General features: G+C 40.5%; 10 protein-coding genes and 1 pseudogene. 5 read left to right on the top strand and 6 right to left on the bottom strand.

Going from position 1 to position 15958, the window contains the following annotated elements:
- Window positions 1-63: 63 nt before the first annotated feature.
- On the top strand, window positions 64-948 hold the full coding sequence (locus AA650_RS12230) for a ParA family protein (protein WP_053539229.1): 885 nt from the start codon (window positions 64-66) through the stop codon (window positions 946-948).
- 470 nt (window positions 949-1418) lie between these two features.
- Here the strand turns inward: AA650_RS12230 and AA650_RS12225 are convergent, their stop codons facing one another.
- The 4 genes from AA650_RS12225 to nagA form a co-directional block, all read right to left on the bottom strand.
- Window positions 1419-2018 (bottom strand): superoxide dismutase, encoded by a 600-nt coding sequence (locus tag AA650_RS12225; RefSeq protein WP_053539228.1) that lies wholly within the window; start codon window positions 2016-2018, stop codon window positions 1419-1421.
- Window positions 2019-2558: 540 nt separating this feature from the next.
- Window positions 2559-4175 (bottom strand): bifunctional pantoate--beta-alanine ligase/(d)CMP kinase, encoded by a 1617-nt coding sequence (locus tag AA650_RS12220; protein WP_053539227.1) that lies wholly within the window; start codon window positions 4173-4175, stop codon window positions 2559-2561.
- A 145-nt stretch (window positions 4176-4320) separates the two neighbouring features.
- Window positions 4321-5436 (bottom strand): septal ring lytic transglycosylase RlpA family protein, encoded by a 1116-nt coding sequence (locus AA650_RS12215; RefSeq protein ID WP_053539226.1) that lies wholly within the window; start codon window positions 5434-5436, stop codon window positions 4321-4323.
- A 1162-nt stretch (window positions 5437-6598) separates the two neighbouring features.
- Window positions 6599-7774: an N-acetylglucosamine-6-phosphate deacetylase gene (gene nagA / locus AA650_RS12210; protein WP_039203570.1), complete on the bottom strand. Its 1176-nt coding sequence runs from the start codon at window positions 7772-7774 to the stop codon at window positions 6599-6601.
- A 536-nt stretch (window positions 7775-8310) separates the two neighbouring features.
- Between nagA and purE the strand changes: the two genes are divergently transcribed.
- The 4 genes from purE (at window position 8311) to AA650_RS12190 (ending at window position 12802) form a co-directional block, all read left to right on the top strand.
- Window positions 8311-8826 carry a 5-(carboxyamino)imidazole ribonucleotide mutase gene (purE, locus tag AA650_RS12205; RefSeq protein WP_053541273.1) on the top strand — a complete coding sequence of 172 codons (516 nt, stop codon included), beginning with the start codon at window positions 8311-8313 and terminating at the stop codon, window positions 8824-8826.
- Between the two features lie 189 nt (window positions 8827-9015).
- Window positions 9016-10071, top strand: a complete 1056-nt coding sequence (fni, locus tag AA650_RS12200) for a type 2 isopentenyl-diphosphate Delta-isomerase (protein ID WP_053539225.1) — start codon at window positions 9016-9018, stop codon at window positions 10069-10071.
- A gap of 49 nt (window positions 10072-10120) precedes the next feature.
- The gene (gene sppA, locus AA650_RS12195) at window positions 10121-11938 is read left to right on the top strand and encodes a signal peptide peptidase SppA (protein ID WP_053539224.1); all 1818 of its coding nucleotides are present in this window, start codon (window positions 10121-10123) and stop codon (window positions 11936-11938) included.
- A gap of 300 nt (window positions 11939-12238) precedes the next feature.
- Window positions 12239-12802, top strand: coding sequence for a Uma2 family endonuclease (locus AA650_RS12190; protein WP_039200584.1), 564 nt, complete (start codon window positions 12239-12241; stop codon window positions 12800-12802).
- Window positions 12803-12852: 50 nt separating this feature from the next.
- Here AA650_RS12190 and AA650_RS12185 read toward each other — a convergent pair whose 3' ends face one another.
- Window positions 12853-13587: a GDYXXLXY domain-containing protein gene (locus tag AA650_RS12185; RefSeq protein ID WP_039200583.1), complete on the bottom strand. Its 735-nt coding sequence runs from the start codon at window positions 13585-13587 to the stop codon at window positions 12853-12855.
- Window positions 13588-14470: 883 nt separating this feature from the next.
- A pseudogene (locus AA650_RS12180) lies at window positions 14471-15919 on the bottom strand (DUF2157 domain-containing protein); the annotation flags it as partial.
- Window positions 15920-15958 lie beyond the last annotated feature (39 nt).

Below are 15958 nucleotides of genomic sequence, written 5' to 3'. Positions count from 1 at the left end.
ATCTAAATTTATTAGATAATATAAACGCTATATCATTGGGAAAGCGTCAGTAGAGGAATTAAAATGGGATATGTAATTGCAACCGCAAACATGAAAGGTGGAGTTGGTAAAACCACCATTACCGTGAATATAGCCACCTGTTTAGCCAAAAATCACGGAAAAAAGGTACTTGTTTTAGATTTAGATAGTCAAATCAGTGCCACACTGAGTTTAATGTCACCTGTTGATTTTGCCAAACGTCGCAAACAAAGAAAGACATTTAGATATTTACTAGATCAAATTATCAACCCTGAACCAGAGGCAAAATTTACAATTGGGGACATCATTCAACCTGAGATTTGTAACCTGACTGGATTAAACTTATTACCAGGAGACATAGATTTATATGATGAATTTTTGGTTTCAGAAATGCTGCATAATCAATCAGTAGCATTAGGAGAACAGGATTTTGAAACTATCTGGAATCGCTTTGAAAGGGTCTTAATTAGAGATATTTTAGAACCTATACGGAATGAATATGATTTTATTCTTTTAGATTGCGCTCCCGGTTATAATCTCCTGACTCGAAGTGCTTTAGCTACCAGTGATTTCTACATTCTTCCCGCTAGACCAGAACCCTTATCTGTAGTCGGAATTCAACTTTTAGAAAGACGCATTGCCCAATTAAAAGAAAGTCACGAACATGAAGCCAAAATAGATATAAAAATGTTGGGAATTGTCTTTAGTATGTCCAATGCCAATCTCCTGAATGGCAGATATTATAAACAGGTAATGCACCGAGTTATCGAAGATTTTGGAGTAGATAAAATCTGTAAAGCTCAAATCCCCGTTGATGTTAATGTTGCCAAAGCTGTTGATAGTTTTATGCCCGTTTCTTTACTAAGTCCGAATACAGCGGGTTCTAAGGCATTTATGCAGTTAACTCAGGAATTATTGCAGAAATTGTAAATTAACAATATAGCAGTAAGTAGGTTGGCGTTGAAAATTGTCGTTATGGCAAGGCAAAAGGCAAGAGGCAAGAGGCAAGAGTGAAGAGGGTTTAGGCGATTTTACATTTCTTTACACAGTTTGGTTTTATTGTGTTCACCTACTTATACACTCCTGAACTCCTGATAGCGTAGCGTGGCGTTAGCCATACTTCTAGCCCTCACAGATAACTTTTTCAGCAAGCCCTAAATAGTATTAATTTAGAGGGTGTTTGAAAAGTCACGATTGCTGTATCAAATGTTTTACCCCTCCCTAACCCTCCCCTTATAAAGGGGAGGGAACTGGATTTTCTTGTTTCTCCCCTTTGTAAGGGGGGTAACAATGTGATGAAAATTACGGGATACCACTTTTAAAACATCCTCTTAGAGATTGGATAAGGGGTAATAAGTAAAAATATTACCCATTACCAATTACCCATTACCCATTAAAATCTAAGCAGCGAAATTTGCAGCGACAAAATCCCAGTTCACCAAATTATCTAAGAAATTCTTGATGAATGCAGGACGGGCATTTTTGAAGTCAATGTAATATGCGTGTTCCCAAACGTCAATGGTTAACAGAGCTTTTTTACCGTGTGCGAGGGGGTTTTCGGCGTTGGGGGTTTTCATTACTTTCAGAGTACCACCATCATCAACCAACCAAGCCCAACCACTACCGAATTGAGTTGCAGCAGCGTTAGAAAATTCTTCTTTGAATTTGTCGAAACTACCAAAATCCTGATCAATTTTAGCAGCTAATGCGCCTGTAGGAGTGCCGCCACCTGCTGGTTTCAAGCAATTCCAGAAGAAGGAGTGATTCCAAACTTGAGCAGCATTGTTGAAGATTCCAGCTTTGGTAGAATCACCAAAAGCGATTTGAATTACTTCTTCCAAAGACTTGTTGGCTAATTCTGTGCTATCAACAAGCTTATTCAAATTATCTACATAAGCTTTATGATGCTTACCATAGTGATATTCAAAGGTTTCAGCCTTCATGCCATAGGATTCTAAAGCATCAGAAGCAAAAGGTAAAGCTGGTTGGGTAAATGCCATTTTGTGAAATCCTCTCTTTACTGTTTTCTAGTTGAAAGCTATTGCCATAGCTAGGCAAATTACAGGTTTCGTATTTAGTAAGCCCTACTTAATCCTGCAATACAAAACTTAACATTGTCATTCTACTACCAAAGTGGAAATTTCCACCAATTAGTTTATAAACAAAGCAAATTCCATCTATTTAGCTTAAACTCTTAACTTCTCTCTGTTGACTCTGCGCCTCTGCGTGAACAAAAAGCCCGGTTTAAAATATACAATTATTAACTCAGACTAATATCCACCTCAAGAAAGATGAATCTATCTGAAACTAGTTTAGGATGTAGTTCAAAGCACTAAAAATTAAAATGGTGAGTTAGTCGGCGCTCACCACTGTTTTGAAGTCCTTTGAGACTTCCAAATAAAAAAATGTCCCAAAACTGATGCAGAAATTCTCTCTCTGTGTACTCTGTGCCTCTGTGGTTCGTTTCTTAGGATAATTTATTTCTTGGAAGTCTCTTTAGGAATTTGGGCGCAGGCCCTGCGCCCCTACGTTCTGGTGATCTACCAATGGGATAGCCGCTGGTTGTAATGGCTAATGATTTGTGCTGCTACTTCAGAAGCAGTTAAACCGTCGGTTTGGAGTTCAATGGCATCAGCCGCTTTTTGCAAAGGGGAGACTTTCCGGGTGCTATCTTTGAAGTCGCGTTCAGCAATCTCCTGTTCTAGTTGTTCTAAACTCAAGATTGAACCTGTTTTTTGAAAGTCTTGCTGACGACGACGCGCTCGTTCACCGACGGAAGCGGTTAAGAAGATTTTAATTTCCGCATCTGGAAAGACGTGAGTGCCTATGTCTCGACCTTCTGCTACTAACCCCCCGCGTTGTCCCCAACTTTGCTGCTGTTTGACCAAGGCTTGACGCACTGCACTTTGGGCAGCGATCGCCGATACAAGAGATGTTACCTCAACAGTGCGAATTTTTTGAGTGACATCAATATCATTAATCTGGACTCTCACGGGAGTTTGCAAACTTTGACTGGGAGTGAGGTCAATTTTGCAGTGAGCGGCTAATTCCGCCACAGCACAATCATCATCAATAGCAATTCCCTGTTCCATGACTAACCAAGCGATCGCCCGGTACATAGCACCAGTATCTAAGTACACCAAACCTAATTCCTGTGCCACTTGACGAGCCACAGTAGATTTACCAGCACCAGCCGGACCATCAATAGCAATGATCGGTTGGCGGAGTCCATCATTGCCATCGCGCAGAATCGTATTATCAATTAACCTTGTAGAACCAAGACGAGCAGCGATCGCCAACATTCCTTCATCCTCAACTTTTTCTAAAAACATCAACGTATTCGGTTCAACCAATTCAATATATTCCAAGCTGATATTGCTAACTTTTGCGATTTCTTGCCGCGCCAATGCTATGAGTTCACCACTGTCACGAACGCCAGCCCGAAACGCCGCTTCAGCTTGCCGTAAACCTTTAAATAACACAGTTGCTTGCTCTTTTTCTGTAGCCGTCAAATATTGATTACGAGAACTTAAAGCCAAGCCGGACACATCCCGCACCGTAGGACAAGCAACAATTTCTACTGGCAAATTCAAATCAGCTACTAACCGTTTAATAATTGCCAATTGTTGACCATCCTTTTGTCCAAAGTAAGCTCGGTCAGGTTCTACCAAGTTTAAAAGCTTAGTGACAATAGTTGCCACACCAGTAAAATGACCTGGACGAAAATTACCACACAAGCTAGATATCATATCAGATGGAGGGATCACTTGTGTCACTTGAGTTTCTGCTATATTCTTCCCCGGTACACCAATTTCTTCCGGAGTTGGGGCAAAAATCACATCAACTCCCGCCTGTTCACAAAATTCTCGGTCTTGTGCCAAAGTGCGAGGATAGCATTGATAGTCCTCGTTGGGTCCAAATTGTAGGGGATTGACAAAAATACTCACAATTACCGTTGCATTTTCCTGTCTAGCCCGTTTAATCAAACTTAAATGCCCCTGATGTAAACCTCCCATAGTTGGCACTAAACCAACCGCTGTGGGATACCAACTGGTTTGTTCATCAAGTCCCAGATCATCTGGTAGCCTCAGATGGCTTTGCCAGCGACGACGATTTAAATAGCAGCGTAAAGCTACAACTGTTGTCAGCACACGCACAAAATACCCCTAGTTTCTATCCTTTCCCCCGTTAGTGTATATCCGATAGCGCAGCGTGGCGCAAAGGATAATTGGGAGATAAAATAGAAGAACCAGGGGTATTTAATCGTGAAAAGCGAAAACAGAGTCGGAACTAGGAAACGGGTTATTTTCCTAAAACCTCAAGACTAACTGGAGCAACACCACTGCTGATCATACCCAAAAGCCGAGCAGCGCCGGCGGAAAGGTCAATAATTCGACCCCGGATGAAAGGTCCTCGATCATTGATTCTGACAACAACAGAACGACCATTACGGGTGTTAGTGACACGGATTTTTGTTCCCATCGGTAAGCTACGATGAGCCGCAGTTAATCCTTCGGGATTATATCTTTCACCACTGGCGGTTTTATTGCCAGAACCATCATATCCATACCAAGAAGCCATCCCTTGGAAACTGAGATTGACATTACCGAAGGCAATTTTTTGCGGTAGACTGGCACTAGAAACTGATTTACTAGCGGGTAAGTTAGCAATTGTCTGAATGGGAGATGCGTTGCCGATGAGTCTCCGCAGTCTGTTAGTTGCTTGTAAGGCATCTTGGGCAAGATTTTCTGTGGTATCTGCTAATCTAGTACCTTCATTGACTTCTACCAGTTCTTGACCGTCAATGGTAATGGTGTAGCGATCCACTGACGGTTGTTTACGGAAGAAGCCTTTTTTATTGGCTTTATTGTTAATTACGGAATTATCCGCTGTTTTCCAACTGACAGTAATCTTGCTTGCATCTACATTGTTCTGGATCAGTTCGTTAATTCTAGCGGCAATCACACTAGCTTTCTGAATTGGATCATTGTCAATAGAGCTAACTTGTTTGTTAAAATTGATTGTATTACCAGCATTGCTAAAACTGGCAACTTTGGCTGTATTGGTAGCAACAAGAGAGTCAGGATTGATATTCTCATTATTGCCAATTACTCCAACTTTAGTTTTGTTGTTAGTAACTGGGGTAGAACCCAAAAAAGTCAGAACAGGAATGTCCCGAACATAAAGAGTAGCTGCTTGTAAACCTTTAATACTGTGAGGATAAATCCTAGTAATCACAGCATCCAAGGTGGGGTTTTCTGTTGGGGATTGGTATTCTCCTACTTTGACTGCATCACTGATAGATGATGCTTGCCTAGTTGGGGAACTTTCCTCACTGGTTTGAGTTCGACCAACTGAGGGTAAACCCAAAACGGCCAGAATTACGGCAACTGTAGTCCACAAATGTCTTTGATTCATGCGTCCGATTTTAAAGCGACTGTAGAACTTAAGTTTTTTGATTAGCGGGGGTTTCACCTTGTGAACAGTGACTCTCGCCGGAAACTTTAACCCGTTCCGCTTTCACTTTGTGTTTTGTAACTCGAATACATTAACATGAATTTTCGGACTTGGGGATCAGGGTTTTAGCGGAAGTCTGAAAGAAATGTCCAAATTTATAGTTGAGTTTGAGCTTGTAACCCGTGATTAATTCAGGACTTTGGCTATGTAACGTTTTTTTTAAGATTTCTATATTTTCTTCGGGAAACTTCATATTAAGCGATCGCCCAATTTGACAATTACTACCTAATATTTATTCTCAGTAGTTGTAAATTATGAAGTATCGAAAAATCATCCAGTTACTTGGTGTTTCGATGAAATTTTACTGCCAATAGTTGACTCTTCAAAAGATATCACCAGCCTAAACATAATCTAGACAAAGATTAAATTGTCAAAATACTTGGACTCTTTTCGCCCAGTACATGATTTTTTATCTACATTTTTAGTAAGTAAATATATTTAAAATGTCTACATAATTAGTTGCAATTAAAACAATTATTGTCAAGCAATAACAGTGATTTATTTCCAGTAAGTATTTATTCTTATCCCCAAATAAAAAATTAATGAGACCATAGAAAAATGGCATTAAACGCGCACAAATGCACTTATTGAGTATATAAAAATACATACTTACTTGTTGCTACGGAATAAAATCAGTAATCAATTTTATATCAAGCTATTAAACATACATATAATTCGGAAAATACAGAAATGTTATCATCAGCACTTTTAGGCATTTTCCAAAACTTGTATTCCCAGTATAAATCCCTGAAAGATAGTGTAGTCGCTAACTATAACTCCAACTCGCCAAAGTAAATTCAGCGTCTGGGGTTGCCTGAGTTTAATATAAATAGTCATCCTGCAATACCTTGTCCATTTTTTGTAGGTCGGGTTAAGCGACAGCGCAACCCGACGCATTTGTTGGGTTATGGCTATGGCTCCTACGTCGCCACGCAAGCTATCGCCACACTATGGCTAACGCCTCCCGTCAGGGATACGTGAACGTACCTCAATCCAACCTACAAATCAAGACTTTTTTCGATTTGGACAAGGTATTGATCCTGAAAACTAATTACAGCAGGAGTCAGGAGTCAGGAGTAAAACTGTTCGCTACAGTTAACCGTTTCCATGTCAGTTCTTTACCAACCTCATCCCATTTCCAACGTAATAAGTGGGCGGGTTGTTGGGCGGCAAATTTTGGTAAGTTGATAGCTTGCCTGGGTGCGTCTGTAGCGAGGCTAACGGCGGTTTCTAGGTCACAAATTCCCCATTTCACTAGATTTTGAACTCCAGTTAATAATGGTAGGGTTGTTCCTGATAAAGTGCCATCTTGTAATCTGGCTGTACCGTTGATAACTTCTATTTGTCGGGTATCCCAAGGATAGATGCCGTCAGGTAATCCTAATGGTGCAAGGGCATCACTGACAATAAATAACCTTTCACTGGCACGCAGAAGAATTTTTAAGATCATTGGGGTAACGTGCTGACCATCGGCAATGAAACCACAAAATACATCAGGATTGTTCATGGCTGCGCCTAATAAGCCCGGTTCACGGTGGTGTAGGGGTGGCATGGCGTTAAAGGCGTGGGTTATCATTGTAGCGCCTTGAGTAAAAGCTTGTTGGGCTTCTGTAGCTGTGGCTTGTGAATGTCCTAAGCTGACAGTGATTCCCAAAGAACCCAAATATGGGATGACTTTACCTGTGGTGTCTAATTCTGGTGCGAGAGTGATGACTTTGACAATATGGGCATAATCTCCTAAGACCCGTTTAACTTGATCTATGGTGAGGGGAAGAAGATATTCGGCTGGATGTGCGCCGCGTTTGTAGTAGTTTAAAAATGGACCTTCTAAATGGACTCCGAGAATTTGGGCGGAGGTTGGAGAATTGGGGGTATAATTGGCGAGAATGGCGAGCGATCGCTGAATATTTTCGATGGAGGTTGTCACTAGGGTGGGTAAATAACCGTCAACTCCTGCTTCCCACAGAAATGAAGAGATTTTTGGCAGCATAAAGGAATTGTCTGCTGTTAATTCCGGGAAGGCTAATCCTAGTCCACCATTGATTTGTAAATCCACACCACCTAAAGAAATCCAGTCTCCAGCTACATCTAAAATTTGTAAGTTTTGTGGTACAACTTTTTCCCATGCTGTGTTCATGGGCATAATTTCCTCAATTATGCCTGCTTGGTTAACTAAGATTCTTTGTAAATCTTGATAACCGGGGATTCTTACGTTGATAATATCTACATTTGCCAGCATGGTATTTTTGTCAGTTGTTAGTTGTTCGTTGTCAGTTGTCAGTTGTCAGTTGTCAGTTGTCAGTTGTCAGTTGTCAGTTGTCAGTTGTTAGTTGTCAGTTGTTAGTTGTCAGTTGTCAGTTGTCAGTTGTTAGTTGTCAGTTGTTAGTTGTTAGTTGTTAGTTGTTAGTTGTCAGTTGTTAGTTGCACAAGAATATTTCTCCCCTTTTACTTCCCCAACTCCCCCAACTCCCCCAACTCCCCCAACTCCCCCAACTCCCCCAACTCCCCCAACTCCCCCAACTCCCCCAACTCCCCCAACTCCCCCAACTCCCCCAACTCCCCCAACTCCCCCAACTCCCCCAACTCCCCCAACTCCCCCAACTCCCCCAACTCCCCAACTCCCCCAACTCCCCCAACTCCCCCAACTCCCCCAACTCCCCAACTCCCCCAACTCCCCCAACTCCCCCAACTCCCCCAACTCCCCCAACTCCCCCAACTCCCCCAACTCCCCCTGTTCCCTGTTCCCTGTTCCCTGTTCCCTGTTCCCTAAATTATATGAGTCTCGAAGTTGGTATTATCATGGGTAGTGATTCCGATTTGCCTACAATGAAGGATGCGATCGCTATTTGTGAAGAATTTGGTATTGTAGTTGAAGTTGCCATTGTCTCTGCCCATCGTACCCCAGAACGGATGGTTGAGTATGCTAAAACTGCACATCAACGCGGTATCAAGGTAATTATCGCTGGTGCTGGTGGTGCGGCACATCTCCCTGGTATGGTAGCATCTTTAACTCCTTTACCTGTGATTGGTGTTCCCGTCGCTACTCGGAATTTACAAGGTGTGGATTCTTTATATTCTATAGTGCAAATGCCAGCAGGAATACCTGTTGCTACTGTCGCTATTGGGAATTCTAAAAACGCTGGACTTTTAGCTGTACAAATTCTTGCTACTCACCAACCAGAATTACTCGAAAAAGTGCAAGTTTATCGGCAAAGTCTTTGTAATATGGTCATGGAAAAGCAAGCTAAACTAGACCAGATTGGATATGAAAAATATTTACAACAACAATAGATATTTACACCAGGCGGTTAGAAACCGCGTCTACACAGGCAAAACCCACCTGCGTGGGTTAAGATTTATTAGTCCATGAAGACGGACTTTGTTTATGTAGCCGCGTATCCCTAATGGGAGGCGAAGCCATATTGTATTCGCCAGGGCTTAGTGCAAAATATAAATATTCACATACCTTCATATTAAGTCGTGAACCATCCTATCAACACCTCAGCCCAAACCCAAAATCGCAAAGCAGATCATATTCGCATCTGTTTAGAAGATAATGTCCAATCTCCAGCAATTACCACTGGTTTAGAAAAATATCGCTTTACTCATACTTGTTTACCGGAAATTGATGGTAAAGATATTGATGTGAGTACGACATTTTTGGGAAAACATCTCCATGCACCTTTGTTAATTTCTTCCATGACGGGAGGTACAGAACAAGCGGGAATTATTAACCGTCGTTTGGCTGAAGTTGCCCAAGAATACAAATTAGCAATGGGTGTAGGATCTGTAAGAGTAGCAGTGGAAAAACCTCAAGTTGCGGATACTTTTGCCATTCGTAAATATGCGCCGGATATTCTCCTCTTTGCCAATTTAGGCGCGGTACAGCTTAATTATGAATATGGTATTGATGAATGTTTACGAATTGTTGATCTGGTCGAAGCTGATGCTTTGATTTTACATATTAACCCTTTGCAGGAATTCATTCAACCCAGGGGTGATACTAATTTTTATGGATTGCTTGACAAAATATCTGACTTGTGTAACGATTTGCCAGTTCCCGTAATTGCCAAAGAAGTAGGTAATGGAATTTCCGCAACTATGGCAGAAAAACTGATAGCTGTGGGAGTGCAAGCTATTGATGTGGCTGGTGCTGGTGGTACGTCTTGGGCGATGGTTGAAAGTGAACGGGCAGAAACCTCCTTACAGCGGCGTTTGGGGCAAACATTTGGGGACTGGGGGATACCCACAGCCGATTGTATTGCCAGTATTCGGGAGCATGATCCCGATATTCCCTTAATTGCTTCTGGGGGCTTACGCAATGGTTTAGATGTGGCTAAAGCGATCGCTCTAGGGGCTGATATTGCTGGTTTAGCAATGCCCTTTCTCAAAGCAGCGGCAGTATCGGAAGCGGCTGTAGTAGAATTAACAGAGGTTTTAATTGCCGAAATCACCACCGTATTATTTTGCACTGCCAATAGCAACCTGTATAAATTAAAGCAATCTCAGAGTTTACAACGAACAACTGACCACTGACAACTGACCACTGACAACGAACAACTGACAACTGACTTATAAATAACTAATGACTAATTTTCTTAAACAAACCCTAGCAAGTTTAATTGGTAGTTTACTAGGACTGACAATTTTTTCTGGAGTCAGCACACTGGGATTCTTATTAATATTAATTGCGGTTGCTAGTTCTCAAAGTTCAGCCCCAACAGTCAAAGATAAGTCAGTTTTAGTTTTGGACTTGTCTATGAAAATCACCGATAGTGAACCTAATTCCAGCCAACTTTTGCAAAAAACTTTTAGCGGGGTTGAAGAAAATAACATCACACTTCGCAAAGTTGTAGAAACCTTAGATAAAGCCGGACGTGATCAAAAAATTGTAGGTATTTATATAGATGGAACTAATGCTAATAGTGCAGTTGGTTATGCTTCCTTGAAAGAAATCCGTCAAGCATTAGAAAAATTCCGCAAAACCGGCAAAAAAATTATTGCCTATAGTACAGATTGGAGTGAAAAAGAATATTATCTAAGTTCCGTAGCCAATCAAGTTATAGTTAATCCTATGGGAGCAATGGAAATGAACGGTTTAAGTTCACAACCAATGTTCTTAGCGGGAGCATTTGAAAAATACGGCGTTGGTGTGCAGATTGTGCGGGTAGGTAAATTTAAGGGTGCAGTAGAACCGTTAATCCTCAATAAACTCAGCCCAGAGAACCGGGAACAAACTCAGAAATTGTTAGATGATGTGTGGGGAGAGTGGCGGAAGTCTGTAGGTGCAAGCAGAAACATTCTACCGCAGAAATTGCAAGCGATCGCTAATAGTCAATCAATTTTAGAAGCCACAGAAGCTAAATCTAATAGTCTAGTGGATACGATTGCTTATGAAGATCAAGTATTCACCGACTTAAAAAAATTAACTGGTAACAGTGAAAAAGATCAAACATTCACAAAAATCAGCTTGGCTGATTATGCCGAAGTTCCCGGAAAATCCTCAAATTCAGATCATAAAATTGCCATTGTTTATGCAGAAGGAGAAATAGTTAACGGTAGCGGTGACGAAGGACAAATTGGCGGTGATAACTTTGCAAAAATATTCTCAAAAATTCGCCAAAATGATCAAATCAAAGCAGTAGTTTTAAGAATTAATAGCCCTGGTGGTAGTGCTACCGCAGCCGAAATCATGCAGCGAGAAATCAAATTAACTCGTCAAATCAAACCCGTCATCGTTTCTATGGGAGATGTAGCTGCTTCTGGTGGTTATTGGATTGCAAGTGATTCCAACCGCATTTTTGCCCAAGCTAATACCATTACAGGTTCTATAGGTGTCTTTGGCGTATTATTTAATGGTCAAAAACTAGGCAATAATAATGGCATAACTTGGGATAGCGTAAAAACGGCTCAGTATGCAGATCAACAAACCATTTCCCGTCCTAAATCACCTCAAGAATTAGCAGTTTATCAACGCAGTGTTGACCGCATTTATAATCTATTCTTGCAGAAAGTTTCCCAAGGACGGAAAATTCCCACTGCAAAAGTAGCAGAAATCGCCCAAGGACGAGTTTGGTCAGGAACAGCAGCCAAACAAATCGGTCTAGTTGATGAAATTGGTGGTTTAAATGTAGCCATTGAATATGCAGCTAAACAAGCGAAATTAGGAACTGATTGGGAAATACAAGAATATCCGCGAAGTACAACCTTTGCAGAAAAGTTATTCGGTAAAAAATTAGATCAAACAAAAGCCAAATTAGGCATAGAAAAAACCCAAACTAAAAACTCAAACCCCTTAATAAATGAACTAGAAAAATTCCAACAGGAAATCAAAACCTTGCAAACAATGAATGATCCTCAAGGGATTTATACTCGTTTACCAATTAACTTTAAAATTGAATAAGTAGGTTGGCGTTAAAAATTGTCGTTGGGGCAAGGGAACAGGGAACAGGGAACAGGAAGAGGGTTTGGGCGATTTTACTTTTCGTTACATATTTCGGTTTTTTTCCGTTCACCTACTTAGGTAATTGGTAATTGGTAGTTAACGAGGATTAAACTATTGATGCTAAAATTACAAAATATAGCGATTATTGGTCGAATAAAATATAGTCGAGGGCGCAGAAGAAAGCGCCTCTACTGTCTTTAAAATTTAAAACTGTACCTCACTGATTTTAACCCAGAAAAATTACACTAATAAACTGACATGAACACTGTTACCCTAAATCTAGATCCAGTTGTTCGCCTTACAGATGATCAGTTTTACCAACTCTGTATGGCTAATAAAGATGTAAACTTAGAACTCAATGCACAGGGAGAATTAATTATCGTGCCACCAGTAGGAGGAGAAAGCGGCCGTAGTGAATCTGATTTAAATTTCAAAGTAAGTCTTTGGAACTACAAAACCCAATTAGGAATAGTATTTAGTTCCTCTACTATTTTTCAACTTCCTAATGGTGCAAAACGTTCTCCTGATGTTGCTTGGGTAAAATTAGATCGGTGGGAAGCACTAACTGTTGAAGAAAGAGAAAAATTTCCCCCACTCGCACCTGATTTTGTCATTGAACTGAGATCAAAAACAGACAGACTTAAAACCCTGCAAGAAAAATGCACCGAATATATAAATAATGGCGTGCGTTTGTGTTGGTTAATTAATCCCTACGATAAACAAGTAGAAATTTACCGACTGGAACAACCTGTAGAAATTGTTCAATTTCCTGTATTACTGTCTGGAGAAGATGTGTTATTAGGGTTTGAATTACAATTTTGAGATCCACAAACAATTTATCTTGAGGTGGGCATTGCCCACCCTCAATAATGCTATTGAAAACGATAATTGCGATCGCCACGTTCACCATTCGCATCTCTTATGGATAAACCCGTAGGAATAGCATTACCTTGAGGATCTACTTTTACCCTCACTAAAATTGGTTGTTGTCTACCATTCCTGGCTTCCTGAATTTGCGAAATATCCTCATTAATCTGTTGTCTTTGTTCTTCAGGAATGAAATAGTCTTCTAACCCATAATTAATCAAACCGTCTTGATAATTACCTTTTAAAGCTACCTGATTATTAGATAAATAAACAGGACGATTACTACTTACCCGGATAGGTTTCCAAGACTGAAGTTCATTTCTATCAAAAGATTGTCGTTCTTGCAAAATTAAATATAAGATACTCCCTGGGGCAATTTGTCTACCCCTGCGAGAATTTCTTCGCAACCAGTCATTCCAACCCGGCAATCTTCTCAAAGTTTCAGGACGGGAAATATTATAATCTAAGTTCAATGAAGAACCCCTGACAACATCATTAGAATCTACAGGTACAGTTTGCAAAATTACTGTCTTACCCGTCATATCTGTATACATTGCCTGAGAAGGTACAGCCAGAATTAAACCTACTTGAACCAATAAAGGAGCAATTAATCGCCAAATCGGTAAAGGTTTATTAGCTTTCTGTTCTGTAGCCTTAAGATAATCCCGAAAAGTCAATTTTTCGGAAAATTCCATTTCTGGAGTGAAGGTTTTTTTTGATTCAGGGAAGTCATTTTTCATGGGATTGATTTAGTTAGTAATTGGTAATTGGTAATAGATAATAGATAATAGGAAAAAATACTTTTCCCATTCCTGCTAATTTTTCGATAGGAATTTATCCGCAGAGATTTATATAGAAAGAACTCAGATTTAATTTTTTGTGAGTAAGTAGAAAGGCGTAAAAAAGTCGAACTCAGGTGTCTGAATTTTGATTGAGAATTATCCTATTAAGTAGGTGAACACAATAAAACCAAACTGTGTAAAGAAACGTAAAATCGCCCAAACCCTCTTCACTCTTGCCTTTTGCCTCTTGCCTTTTGCCTTGCCATAACGACAATTTTCAACGCCAACCTACTTACTTTCTACTTCGATAATCACCTCCACTATTGCCTCTGTTATCTCTCTCCCTTTCTCTATCCCTCTCCCTCTCTCTATTTCTCTCCCTTTCTCTATCTCTCTCTCTACTATCGTTAGTGCCTCCACTACCACTCCGATAATCACTGCTACTATTGCTTCTGTTATCGCCTCTACTATCGTTAGTGCCTCCACTACTACTCCGATAATCACTGCTACTATTGCTTTTGTTATCGCCTCTACTGTCGTTAGTGCCTCCACTACTAGTTTTATTCCCACTATTCCCACTATTCCCACTATTCCCACTATTCCCGCTATTCCCGCTATTCCCACTACCACCACTATTCCCACTATTCCCACTATTCCCACTATTCCCACTATTCCCACTATTCCCACTATTCCCGCTATTCCCACTACCACCACTACCACCACTATTCCCACTACCACCACTATTCCCGCTATTCCCGCTATTCCCACTATTCCCGCTACCACCACTATTCCCACTATTCCCACTATTCCCACTACCACCACTATTCCCGCTACCACCGCCATTACTAGTTTTAGAAGTAGTAAAGCGACGTTCAAACCAAAGTCCGGCAGCAATGAGAGAATAACCGCAAATACCAAATACTAAAGCCCGGAAAAGAACCTCAGTATTATATTCTAAAACCCGGCTGATAATTTGCAGGGTAAATAATAACATACCACACCAAAATGCGGCTCTTTTTCGTAATTTCAACCCTTCTTGAACTAATCCCCAGGCTAATATTGCCAATAAAACATTGAAGATGAAAATGCCTAGTTCGGTAATTCTGCTGATAGCTTGATGCCAAAAAGGAGTAATCAGAATAAACCCTAAAAAAGTAGTAATAATGCCAAGTCTGAAAAATACTTCTCGTCGAAGTGGACTATTGCTTTGACGAATTAGAAACAACCATTGTAAAACTGCCAAACCGCTGAGAATCCCTAAATCAATAATTGGCAAAGATGGTAATACATTCGATGAATTACTAGTTGAATTGAAGGGATTTAAAAATGATAAACTGCCAATAGAGTCAACCGATTCCCATTGCCAACGGAAAGATAAAAGATAAAAAACCACACCAAAGCAAATCAAGCCAAAATTACGTGCCAGGGGTTGAAACAATCTATAATTAACTGTGGGAAAAAGTAAATCATCATAACTCCAAAGTAAGGCAGGTGGTAAAGCCAAAGCAAAGGAAGCTATCCAAGAAGCTGCATCAGAAAATGTTAAGAGTGGTAAAGGTCTGAGGTTATATTGCAAAGATATAATAAATGCCACAACTCCTATGCCAAAAATCCACCGGGATCTGCAAATATAAGCTAAAGGAACAAACAGTAACCATGATAGTAAGGGCATATGGCGCACAGCTAACCGCGCCCAAGTCACTTCCCCAGATTCAGATCCTAAATTACCAATTCCTATCCAGTAACCGATTTGAATGAGGACAATAGCCATAATTCCCAAAGAATTGAGGGAAAGACTATAAGCCATGACTAACACCCCAAACCCCCAAGCTAAAAATAACTCAGAAGCTGAACCGCTAATATTGAATATTTGCGCCATTAACATGAGGGTTGCCCCTAAAATAAAAGCACTGAGAATTAACAATGCTTCTCCGAGTACCCGTTTACCCTCTTGAGATTTTTTACCTTGATTTGTGGTAAGTGTAGGTTCTCGCCAAGTCAAAAACCCAGTAATGGCTGTGGAGAGAAATAAACTCATTAACAAGATAAACTTAACGTCCCGTGACCAACCTTGCCAATTTGCGCCCACAAGGGTCATTAAACCTAAGCCTAATAATAAACCGCCGATGACAATGGCAATGACACCAAAACTATCACGGGTAGATTCTTCTATTTTATTAAATTGATGCCGCTTGGCTATTTGGTCGTACTGGGAAGAACTAATAATTCCTTCGTCTCGCCAACGTTGTGATTCTTGGCGCAGTTTTTGCTGAAAATTGTTAAATATCATGACCTCTCCGGTACATAAGTGTAACACCAAATCTAAAAT

Origin of the sequence: Anabaena sp. WA102 (assembly GCF_001277295.1) — a bacterium.
GTDB lineage: Bacteria > Cyanobacteriota > Cyanobacteriia > Cyanobacteriales > Nostocaceae > Dolichospermum > Dolichospermum heterosporum.
Note: the sequence above shows the minus strand (reverse complement) of the source record. Positions and strands in the feature narration are given on the sequence as shown.